The following is an 11,064-nucleotide window of genomic DNA, read 5'->3' as shown; positions in this document are numbered from 1 at the left end:
TGGAATGCCGTTGCGGAAATGACGTCAGGTCAATCCTTGCGGAAGATCACCCCTGCCAGCCAGCCTGTGAAGATCGCGAGGCCGACGGCGAGAATTCCATAGACGAGCGGATAGTTCTGGGCGAGTTCGAAGGTGATCTGCTCGAAACCTGTCTTGGCAACAGCAAGGGTCTGTTCGGTCTGCGACAGCACCTTGCCATGATGAAACAGGAAACTCTTCACCTTGTAGTCACCGACGGGAATGTTCGCCGGTAGTGGAATCTTGGTCCGAAACATGGTGTCGGTCAGAAATTCGATCGAGGTCTGCTGCTCCGAATAGAGCCCGGTTTGCCTGCGCAACCGGATAAAGGCCTTGCGGAAATCGTCCCGGTCGGCCAGCGCCACGTTGGAAACGCCAGAGACCGCCAGGTTGATATGGTTGAGGCCGATCCCGAGATCGTCCAGAACCGTGCGGCTTGCCATCCGGCCGATATCGACGGAACTGGCGACCGCGTAGAAGGAGGGAACATTCTGGAAGCGTTCCGCCTCGCGGTTCACCCAGACACCGAGAAATCGCCCCTTGCGGCGGGTCGTGATGTCCTGCGGCGGGCCTTCCACGACGATGGCCAGTTCGTAGCCGCTGGGATCGTTCGGCTGACGCTCAATGTTGGTTGCCTGACCGAAGATGACGATTTCCGTGCCGGTGAAATTCGACTGGATCGAAATCACGTCGGAGGACAGCGCGGTCACCAGGTCAAGCGTCTGCCGCCCCTGGGCGGACGCTCCGGTGACGGCCAGCATGGCGCATAGGAGGAAAGCGGCGCGGATCACAGTCCGGCCCCCTTGCGCACGGCGATGGAATAGAAGTCATCGGGAACGAGAAGCAGGTCGATGGCAAAGCGCAGCCCGACCCCCAGCACCAGCATGGCCAGCAGCAGGCGCAACTGGTCACCGCGCAGGTTCTGGCCCATGCGGGCACCGAATTGCGCGCCGATGACACCGCCGATCATAAGCGTCATGGCCAGAACGATATCGACGGTCTTCGTTCCCATGGCATGGAACACCGTGGCCGCTGCCATGGTGAACAGGATCTGGAACAGGGAGGTGCCGATGACGATGCTGGTCGGCACCCTGAGCAGGTAAATCAGCGCCGGCACCATCATGAAGCCGCCGCCGATGCCCAGGATGGTCCCCAGGAAACCAATTATGGCCCCCAGACCGACGACCGGAATGACGCTGACATAGAGTTTCGAGCGGCGGAACCGGACCTTCAGCGGCAGTCCGTGGATCCAGTTGTGCTGGCCGGGCTTGCGGGCCTTCGGCGGCACACCGGACTTGCGCCTGCGGATGGCACGAATGGACTCGAACAGCATCAGCCCGCCGATCGCGCCCAGGAAGGTGACATAGGACAGCGAGATCACCAGATCGAGCTGGCCCGCCGCCTGCAGCACGTCGAACAGCACCACGCCGATGAGCGAGCCAAACACGCCGCCCGCCAGCAGGATCGTCGCCAGTTTCAGGTCGATCGCCTTTCGCCGCCAGTAGCTGACGACCGCCGAAGCGGACGAGGCGACCACCTGGGTCGTAACGGTCGCCACGGAGACCGCCGGGGGAATTCCGGAGAAAATCAGAAGAGGCGTCAGAAGAAAACCGCCGCCGATGCCGAAGAGCCCGGACAGGAACCCCACGGCGCCGCCCATGCCAAATATCACAAAGATATTGACCGGTAACTCGGCAATGGGCAGGTATAGTTGCACAGGATCACGCCGGAACTGACTGCGGACAAGACTGCGAAAAGCCTAACTTGAAATGGTTAAAGACCCGTGCGGACCGGTGTGTCAACCTGTCTGCGGACCCGTCCGGTTCGGATGGGCGCATTTCGGTCGCCACACCGCCGTTATACCAATCTCAACAAATAAGAACCCATCTGATGGCACTGTTCCTATTTGCCGGCCAGGCGCGCTGCGCAGGACGGCCTGGTTGGCCGTTCAAGCGATGCAACGCCGTCCGGCGGGCCGGAACAGGCCATCAGATGCGTTCTTATTTGTTGAGGTTGGTATTACGTGTCAGATCGCCTGGCTCTTGAGTTCGTCCAGCAGTTGCCTGTCGACCAGGCCGGTCTCGGGAAGGCCAAGGCTGCGCTGAAACGCGCGGATGGCACTGCTGGTCCGCGGCCCCATCTGGCCGTCCGGTGTGCCGGTCTCGAATCCGAGATAATTCAGCTTGTCCTGGGCATCGCGTATCATCGCGGTGTTGTCGACCGCCTTGATCGCCACCTTCTCCGCCGGCAACGATGCGCTGTCGGCCCAGCCCGGTTCCATGGTGACCTTGTTGGCGGCAGGATCGGGTGTCTTCAGCGCGAACTGCTCGACAGCAAGCCGGGCATTGGCCAGCGTTGCCTGATCCATCATGTTGGCCACGTCGTCACGCCGCTTGGCCGCTTCCGGATCGCCCTGGTCGGCGGCAATCGCGAACCACTTGTAGCTGGCGACCAGATCCTTGTCGACGCCGATGCCGCCGGCATAGAGAATGCCGAGGTTGAACAGGCTGTCCTTGACGCCGAAATTCGCGGCCGCCTCGAACCACTTCGCCGCGGCAGCATAGTCGGGTTGCCCGCCGCCGCCCTCGGCGAAGATCACCGCAAGATTGTGCATGGCCTTTGCATTGCCCGCTTCGGCGGCCTTTGAATACCAGGCCTTGGCCCTGGGCAGGTCCTTTTCGACACCCCGGCCCTTCTCATAAAGGCTTGCCAGACGGTACTGAGCCGGCGCGAGCCCCTTGTCGGCCGCCTTCTGATACCAGACGGCCGCCTTGGAAAGATCCGCCGGCACGCCGCTGCCCTCGGTGTATTTCACACCGACCAGGAACTCGGCCGCGGGATTGCCGCCGGCCGCGGCGCTGCGCAGCGCCATCGGGCCGACACCTTCCGGCGGCAGGCTGGCAAGCAGGCTGGAGGCGGCATCGCCGGTCTCCGGGGCCTTGAACCCGCCGGCGCTGTCGACCGGGGGAACGCCAAACCCTCCAGGGATCGGTGAGGGCGGCGAAAACGCCAGATCCGTTTCCGGCGTCGCCGGAGCGGACGCGGCGGCCGTTTGAACAGTCTCCGTCCGGGGAGCAGGATCGGTTGTTGCGGCAGGCGCAGTCGCGGTCACCCCGGTGGCGGTGGCAGGCCGCGCCGGATCCGTGGCCATGGCCGGGGCCGATGCCGAAGCCTGAACTGCGCCAGCAACGCTTGCACCGCCAGCGTCACTTGCGTCATTTGCGCCAGATGCGCCAGATACGAATGCGGCCGCCTGGCGGTTCTCGGCCAGATCGGCAGGAGCGCCCTGGGCGGGAGCCGTGGTTTCAGCAGGGTCCGTCACCGGCAAGACCTCGCCGGTGTCCTGTGTCTCCTGAGAGACCGAGGCAAGCTGGTCTGCCTCTTCCCCACCCGTCGACGTCAGCCGGACCACCTGAAGGGTTCCCAACAGCAGGACGACGGCCGCAGCGGTGTAAAGGATGGCGCGGCGCCGGCCACCGGACGCCTGGGGAGCTTCGGGCGCCGGGCGGTCACCCGGCAGAACCGTGGTGTCCTGGGCTTCGAAATTCCGATCCGAGATGTCTTCCGGTTCCAGATCCGGACCGGTGGCCGCATCGTCTCCGTCGTCCGCCACCGCGGCGGATTTGTCCCGCCTGAGGACGTTGCGCAGCCAGCCGACACGCTCCTTGCCGCGCTCTTCGTCTGCAGCCGAGGGGTCGCTTTCGGGTTTGCGATGCTTTTCCAGCTGGGCAGCTTCCGCGGAGGCTGCCTGCGCTGCCCGGCGCGCCGCAGCGATGAAGTCCGCCTTCCGGTCGCGCGCCCTGTCTTCGGAGAGCCCGGCGCCGTCGAGGTTTCCCTCGCCCGCTGCCCGATCGACCTTGTCGGCATTTTGCGCCCGGCCGAACAGCGGCGCGGGCTCTTCGACCTTGAGCGGGGAGAAACTTGCCGCCGGAGCCATCGGCGCGGACGCGGCCATGCCGGGCATGTCGCCCCGCTCCAGATGGTCCAGCCGTTCGGTCAGGGAGCCCAGAACGGACTTGACGCCGTCAAAGGTATTGAGGGTCCGTTCCTCGCTGCCTTCCGCGGCATCCAGCAGACGCTTCAGGTCACCCTGAAGCTGGTTGATGGTCTCGTCATACCGGCTGTTTTTCGGGCCCGGGGCGTTGGCGACAGCTTCCTGCGCGGCCTTCCGGGCGATGTCCGTCACATCGGCGCGCGTCTGCTCCAGCCCTTTTTCAATCCGCTCGAAGAAAGGCGACAGCTGATCGGCGCTGAAGACGGTCGTTGAGGTGTTCTCGATCTGATCCGCCAGAGCGGAAACCTTCGCGCCCAGTTGCTCGAACCGGCCGTCATCGGTGGCTTCGGCGCCCTTCGACACGACCTGGGCCAGATCCGCGATGCGCTGTTCCAGGGCTTCGGTGGAGCCCGGCCCGGCCACACTGGCCCGCATGGAACCGATTTCCTTGCGCAGCTTGTCCAGATCCGACGTGGTCACCGTGTCCTGAGGCTGATCCAGACGGGCGGTCAGTTCGTTCAAGCGCTCCTGAAGCTGGCTGAGGAACGCGCTGTCCTGGCCGCCGCCCGCACGCATCGCCGCCGCATCGAGAACGGGGACCGGCCGCGACGACTTCTTCTCGATCGCGTCGATCTTGTTCGAAATCGTTTCAAGCCGTTTTTCCAGCGCCTCGAAGGCACCGGCCTCGCCCGACGGCAGTGGCGGTGTCCGCTCCATGCGTTCCAGGCGGTCGACAATCTCGTCGAGGCGGCTGTCGACCTGACTGATCTGGTCGTGAGGGACCGGGGTGGCCCGGTCGTCGGCCATCATGCCGACAATATCCTCAAGCCTGCCCTGCAGCCGGGAAATCGTCTCCGGCTCCGGCATGCGCTCTTCCATCGCAGACAGGCGTGTGTCGAGGCCTCGTTGCTCGCGGGCCAGCACCTCCAGATCGTCGAGGCGGCTGGACACGAACTTCATGCGGTCGTCGATGCCCTCGACGAGACCCTTGATGTCGATCTGCTCGACAAAGCCGCGGACTTCGCGCAATTCGGCACGCAGCGGCTCGATGTCGGCGTGCCCCTTGCGCTGCAGAAGTTCTTCCATACGTTCGGCAATGCTGACCACGCGGTCTTCCAGAACCACCATGTGCTCGGAGCGCGGCAGGACGGCGAAGGCTTCCTCGATCTCGCCGAGGCGCGCGGTGACACTGCGCAGGACCCTGGGGTCCACCGAGGCACGGGACAGTTCGTCGAGGCGCTGAAGGATATGGGAATAGCCATGTTCCAGCGTCTGCAGCGCCCCTTCCACGTTGGTGCGGCCGACCATGTCCTTGAGCTCGGCGACTTCCTTGCGGATGTCCCTGGCCAACAGGTCGTTCTTCTTGTCCTTGCGCAGCCGTTCGACCATGTCCGACAGACGGCGCAGCTCCGTGTTCTGCCTGCTGACGGTCTCGCTGGTTCCACGCGAAAGTCCGCCAAGGGCATCGCGCAGGGAACCGATCTCCTCGCGCACCTGGCCGAATGCCTGTTCCTGCGGTGCTCTCAGGGCATCGATGCGGCGGCCGAGATCCTTGTAGAGGTGTGCAGGGGTTTCCCGGTTCGCGCGGGCATCGCGCCCGCCCCGACGGCCGGGAGGCGGCGCGGAAACAAACTCGCTGCCAGAATCATAGCCGGAACCATAGCCGTAGCCGTCGTCTTCCTCGTCCTCGGAATAATACTCGTCTTCAGGCAGGTCATCGACGGCATAGCGGCCCGACCTGTGACGGGGCGCTGCCCTGTGCGGCGGACGGCGGTCGTCGTATCCGGCCAGCCCCTGTACCTGCTCGTCCAGCCGGTCCAGCGCGCCCATGACCTCATCGACGCCCGCTTCCCGGCGCGTGTCGCGCCGCCGCGGTGACGACTGCCGGGCGACCGGTCCGTCCTGATCCGCCAGCAGCCGGTCCAGTTCGTCCGCGACTGCGTCCAGATCGTCGTCGCCACCCTCTTGCGGATACCGGTCGTGGCCACCGAGCGCCGTCGCCGTGCGTGTCAGCCGTTCGATACGATTGTGTGCAGGTTCACGGCGTGGCGCGTCGTAAAACCCGTCGCTTTCAAACGCATCGCGGCCGCGGCGTCCTGCCTCGTGTTTCTTCCAAGCCGGCATCTCATGACCCTGGACTGACGGTCTTTCGGACCGCTGATGGAAAGTCTGCACCCGAATTCTGCCCTCGAAAGGACTGGCGCAGCGTTTTGAAAGACTTTGTCGACTTAGGGTAAACAGGCCGTTAATCGGCCTTGCCAAATGCAAAACCAGTTGTTTTGAAGCTGGATTCGCTGTTCACAAGCAAACTTGGACGCGAATCGCCCAGGGGCGTTGTTAACGTTTTTTTCCCGGGGTGCCCCAGCGTGACTGGACGTTAACGCAAACGTAAGCTACACAGTGCGCAAGAAACCGGCTGGGCCACATTGCACCAGACCGCAATTGCTGTGATCGCTCCGGAGGCATGTTCCCGGGAGCGGGTTTCGACACACCGACAATATCAATGATGAGCCGGATAACGGCTGGAAAACGAGTACCAACTGCTATGAGCGAAGCGCTTTCAATTCTCAACGAAGACGACCTCGTGGACGTGGTGTCCGCGTCCGACGACAGCACCAAGAAGACCCAGTTCGGCATCGGCGACCTTGCCAAGGAATTCGGCTGCACTCTGCGCACGCTGCGGTTCTATGAGGACAAGGGCCTGTTGAACCCCAAGCGCGATGGCCTCAACCGCATCTACAATCGCCGCGACCGCGCCCGGTTGAAACTGGTGCTGATGGGCAAGCGGGTCGGCTTTTCCCTCTCCGAGATCCGCGACATGCTCGACCTCTACGATCTGCGCGACGGTCAGGTCACCCAGCTGCGGGTGGCGCTGTCCAAGTTCAACGAACAGATTGCCGTCCTCGAAGTCCAGCGCAAGGACATCGAACAGGCCATCGAGGAACTGTCCCGCACCGTCGAGATCGTGTCCGGAATGCTGAAGCAGAAAGAAGCCGAAGAGGCCTGATCCGGTTTCACGACCGCTGCGCACAGCTTTGACCGTCACCCCCGGGTGGCGGTTTTTTCGTCTCCAGGTCACGGATTCATGCGACTGGTGACACGGAATCATTCCCAAAAGCATGTTTTGGACGTATTTTTTTGGCATCCCTTCCCTTGGGAAACCACTTGCCGGACAAATTCATCACGCGTATACAGGAGCCCAAGCTTACGTTTACGGAAACGTAAGGCGCCATGAACAGGCAGATCTGGGAGGATTTCCATGCCGAGCTATTCCGCGCCCGTCGACGACACGCTGTTTCTGTTGAAAGATGTCTTCGGCTACGACCGCTATGCCGACCTGCCGGGCTTCTCCGATGCCCCGCTCGATCTGGTCGAGGCGATCCTGCGCGAGGGCGGCAAGTTCGCCGAAGAGGTCCTGCAGCCATTGAACCAGAGCGGTGACAGGCAAGGCTGTGTCCGCAATGAGGACGGCACCGTGACGACGCCAGATGGATTCCGGAAGGCCTACCAGGCATTTTGCGAAAACGGCTGGGGCACACTGGCTGCGCATCCCGATTACGGTGGCCAGGGCCTGCCGCATACGCTGGCAACTGTCGTCAACGAATTCGCGTCTTCGGCCAACATGGCCTTTGCGATGTATCCCGGCCTGACCGCGGGCGCGGTTGCCGCGCTCACGACCCACGCGTCGGAAGATCTGAAAAAGACCTTCCTGCCGAACATGATCGCGGGCACGTGGACCGGCACCATGAACCTGACAGAGCCCCATTGCGGCACGGATCTCGGCCTCATCCGCACCAAGGCGGTCCCGCAAGCCGACGGCTCATACAGGATCACCGGCACCAAGATCTTCATCTCGGCCGGCGAACATGACCTTGCGGAGAACATCATTCATCTGGTGCTCGCCCGGATCGAGGGCGCTCCGGAGGGCACGAAGGGCATTTCGCTGTTCGTGGTTCCGCGCAATCAGGTCGCCAGTGACGGAACGGCCGGTGATGCCAACGGCGTCTCCTGCGGCTCGATCGAGCACAAGATGGGCATTCACGGCAACGCCACCTGCGTGATGAACTTCGACGATGCCACCGGCTGGCTTGTCGGCGAGGAGAACAAGGGCCTCAAGGCCATGTTCATCATGATGAACGAGGCGCGCCTGGGCGTCGCCGTCCAGGGTCTGTCCCAGTCTGAAGTCGCCTATCAGAACGCGGTCACCTATGCGAAGGACCGCCTGCAAGGCCGGTCGCTGACGGGCCCCAAGAGCCCCGACAAGCCGGCCGATCCGATCATCGTGCATCCCGATGTGCGCCGGACGCTGATGTCCATCCGCGCGTTCAACGAGGCCGCGCGTGCGCTGGTCATCTGGACAGCGCTGCACGGCGACGTGTCGCATCGCTCGGACGATGAAAAATCCCGGCAGTTTTCCGACGACATGATGGGCCTGATGACACCGGTCCTGAAGGGTGTCCTGACCGACACCGGCTTTGCCAATGCGGTCAACGCCCAGCAGATGTACGGCGGTCACGGCTATATCGGCGAATGGGGCATGGAGCAGTTCGTGCGCGATGCCCGCATCGCCATGATCTACGAGGGCGCCAACGGCATTCAGGCACTGGATCTGGTCGGCCGGAAGCTGCCCGCCAACGGCGGCCGCGCCGTCATGAGTTTCTTCAATGAGGTCAACACCTTCCTGAAGGAAAACAAGGACGACAAGGAGCTTGCAGCGTTTACCGGACCCTTGAAGAAAGCCATGGACGATCTTCAGGCAGCCACCATGTGGTTCATGAACAACGCCATGAAAAACCCGGACAACGCCGGCGCAGGGTCCACCGACTACATGCATCTCTTCGGCCTGACGGCGCTCGGCTACATGTGGGCGAGAATGGCCCTGACCATCAAGGCAAAGCTGGCGGAAGATGCAGGCGGAAAGGCCGACTGGTTCGAAAACAAACTGGCCTTCGGCACCTTCTTCATGGAGCGCACCCTGCCGGAAACCTCGGCCCACCTCGCCCGGATCTCCAGCGGTTCGGACACCATGATGTCGGTCGGCGCGGACGCTTTCTGATGCACGTCCGCCAGATCCCCGCTCCGGAGAAAAACTAACCCGCGCATCCCCGGCCCGGCCACTGTAGTGTTGCTCCGGATTCGATTTTCCAGGGAGATATCATATTATGGCTGAATACGTTCTTCACTGCATGGCCCAGTCGGGGCATTCCTACAAGGCAGCGCTCATGCTGGAGCTGTGCGGTGCCGACTGGGAGCCGAAATGGGTCGACTTCTTCAACGGGGAAACCCGTTCGGAAGCGTTCCGCAGCACGTTGAACGAGATGGGCGAAGTGCCGGTTCTGGTGGAAGGCGACCGGATCCTGACCCAGTCCGCCGTCATCATGGATTACCTGTTCGGGAAATTCGGCAAGTTCGGCTGGGACAATGACGATGAGCGGCGCGAGATCCTTCGTTGGACCATCTTCGACAACCAGAAGGTCTCCGGACTGATCGGTCCGCTGCGGTTCATGAGAACGTTGGCCAAGACCGGCGAGAACGATGTTACCAAGTTTCTGGACGGCCGCTCGAACGCCGCGCTTGCGATCCTGAACAAGCATTTCGCCGCCACTGATTTTGCCATCGGGCCAAAACCGACAATCGCCGATATCTCGCTCAGCAGCTATCTCTTCTACGACGGCGAACTCGGCATCGACATGGCCCCCTACCCGAACGTGACCGCCTGGCTGGACCGGATCAAGTCCCTGCCCGGATGGAAACACCCCTATGACCTCATGCCCGGCCATCCGTTGCCGGACGCCAAATGAGGCTGATCTGATCTAGAGGAGGATCTGATGCCCGAAGCCTATATTTACGATCACGTGCGCACCCCGCGCGGACGCGGCAAGAAGGACGGGGCGCTGCACGAAGTGCCCGCCGTCCGGCTTGCCGCCACCACGCTGGAAGCGATCCGCGACCGCAACGGCCTCGACACCGCCAGGATCGACGATGTCGTTCTGGGCTGTGTCGATCCGGTCGGCGAGGCCGGCGGCGACATTGCCCGCGCGGCCGTGTTCGCAGCGGATTACGCGACCTCGGTTCCGGGCATGCAGATCAACCGCTTCTGCGCCTCCGGGCTCGACGCGGTCAACATGGCTTCGGCGCAGGTCATGGCCGGACAGCACAAGCTGGTCGTCGCCGGCGGCGTGGAGAGCATGAGCCGTGTGGGCCTCGGGGCATCGGGCGGTGCGTGGCCGATCGAGCCGCAAGTCGCGATCCCCTCCTACTTCATGCCCCAGGGCGTGTCCGCCGACCTGATCGCCACAAAATACGGCTTCTCCCGCGACGATTGCGATGCCTATGCGGTGGAGAGCCAGAAACGTGCGGGCAAATCCTGGAAAGAAGGCCGGTTCGCCGGGTCCGTGGTGCCAGTGAAGGACATCAACGGCATCACCATCCTGGACCGCGACGAGCACATGCGTCCGGAAACCGACATGCAGTCGCTGGCCTCGCTCAACCCCTCCTTCGAGATGATGGGCAACATGGGCGGCTTCGACGCCGTCGGCATCCAGGCGCATCCGGAAGTCGAGGCAATCCGGCACGTCCACCACGCCGGCAATTCCTCGGGAATAGTCGACGGGGCCGCCGCCGTCCTGATCGGCTCCAGTGCCGCAGGTCGGTCCAGCGGCCTGAAAGCGCGCGCGCGCATCAAGGCCTTCGCCAACATCGGCTCCGAGCCGGCGCTGATGCTGACCGGTCCCGTGGATGTCACGCAAAAGCTGCTGAAGAACGCAAAGATGGAGATGAAGGACATCGACCTCATCGAGATCAACGAGGCCTTTGCCTCGGTGGTGCTGCGCTACCAGCAGGCCTTCGACCTCGATCCGGAAACGGTCAACGTCAACGGCGGCGCGATCGCTCTCGGTCATCCGCTCGGGGCAACCGGCGCGATGATCCTGGGAACGGTTCTGGACGAACTGGAACGCCGCGATCTCAGCACCGCCCTGGTTACCTTGTGCATCGGGGCCGGCATGGGCACGGCCACCATCATCGAGCGCGTGTAACGGCATTGCGCAACC

At 63.1% G+C, this 11,064-nt stretch carries 7 protein-coding genes; 4 read left to right on the top strand and 3 right to left on the bottom strand.

Annotated elements, in window-relative coordinates; genetic code table 11:
- Window positions 1-29: 29 nt before the first annotated feature.
- From WNZ15_RS18540 to WNZ15_RS18530, 3 genes are all read right to left on the bottom strand, one after another.
- Entirely contained in the window at window positions 30-809 is a 780-nt protein-coding gene (locus WNZ15_RS18540) for a TIGR02186 family protein (protein WP_342894501.1), read from the bottom strand.
- Window positions 806-1,735 (bottom strand): sulfite exporter TauE/SafE family protein, encoded by a 930-nt coding sequence (locus WNZ15_RS18535; protein WP_342894500.1) that lies wholly within the window; start codon window positions 1,733-1,735, stop codon window positions 806-808. Before WNZ15_RS18535 ends, WNZ15_RS18540 begins: the two co-directional genes overlap by 4 nt.
- Before the next feature lie 309 nt (window positions 1,736-2,044).
- Window positions 2,045-6,136 carry a peptidoglycan-binding protein gene (locus WNZ15_RS18530; protein WP_342894499.1) on the bottom strand — a complete coding sequence of 1,364 codons (4,092 nt, stop codon included), beginning with the start codon at window positions 6,134-6,136 and terminating at the stop codon, window positions 2,045-2,047.
- A 421-nt stretch (window positions 6,137-6,557) separates the two neighbouring features.
- Here WNZ15_RS18530 and WNZ15_RS18525 point away from each other — a divergent pair, with 421 nt between their 5' ends.
- The 4 genes from WNZ15_RS18525 to WNZ15_RS18510 all read left to right on the top strand — a co-directional run bounded on the left by WNZ15_RS18525 (window position 6,558) and on the right by WNZ15_RS18510 (window position 11,049).
- A complete protein-coding gene (locus WNZ15_RS18525) occupies window positions 6,558-7,019 on the top strand; it encodes a MerR family DNA-binding transcriptional regulator (protein WP_342894498.1) in 462 nt (153 codons plus the stop codon).
- Between the two features lie 252 nt (window positions 7,020-7,271).
- Window positions 7,272-9,068: an acyl-CoA dehydrogenase C-terminal domain-containing protein gene (locus WNZ15_RS18520; RefSeq protein WP_342894497.1), complete on the top strand. Its 1,797-nt coding sequence runs from the start codon at window positions 7,272-7,274 to the stop codon at window positions 9,066-9,068.
- A gap of 106 nt (window positions 9,069-9,174) precedes the next feature.
- On the top strand, window positions 9,175-9,813 hold the full coding sequence (locus WNZ15_RS18515) for a glutathione S-transferase (RefSeq protein WP_342894496.1): 639 nt from the start codon (window positions 9,175-9,177) through the stop codon (window positions 9,811-9,813).
- A 27-nt stretch (window positions 9,814-9,840) separates the two neighbouring features.
- A complete protein-coding gene (locus WNZ15_RS18510) occupies window positions 9,841-11,049 on the top strand; it encodes an acetyl-CoA C-acetyltransferase (RefSeq protein WP_342894495.1) in 1,209 nt (402 codons plus the stop codon).
- Window positions 11,050-11,064 lie beyond the last annotated feature (15 nt).

The organism is Roseibium sp. AS2 (assembly GCF_038900065.1).
Classification (GTDB): domain Bacteria; phylum Pseudomonadota; class Alphaproteobacteria; order Rhizobiales; family Stappiaceae; genus Roseibium.
This window is presented reverse-complemented; position numbering and strand designations above follow the sequence as displayed.

What these genes read in the sequence shown, in the direction of transcription:
- WNZ15_RS18530 (WP_342894499.1), bottom strand. Translation starts at nt 6,136, where the DNA reads ATGCCGGCTTGGAAGAAACACGAGGCAGGACGCCGCGGCCGCGATGCG.
- WNZ15_RS18525 (WP_342894498.1), top strand. Translation starts at nt 6,558, where the DNA reads ATGAGCGAAGCGCTTTCAATTCTCAACGAAGACGACCTCGTGGACGTG.
- WNZ15_RS18520 (WP_342894497.1), top strand. Translation starts at nt 7,272, where the DNA reads ATGCCGAGCTATTCCGCGCCCGTCGACGACACGCTGTTTCTGTTGAAA.
- WNZ15_RS18515 (WP_342894496.1), top strand. Translation starts at nt 9,175, where the DNA reads ATGGCTGAATACGTTCTTCACTGCATGGCCCAGTCGGGGCATTCCTAC.
- WNZ15_RS18510 (WP_342894495.1), top strand. Translation starts at nt 9,841, where the DNA reads ATGCCCGAAGCCTATATTTACGATCACGTGCGCACCCCGCGCGGACGC.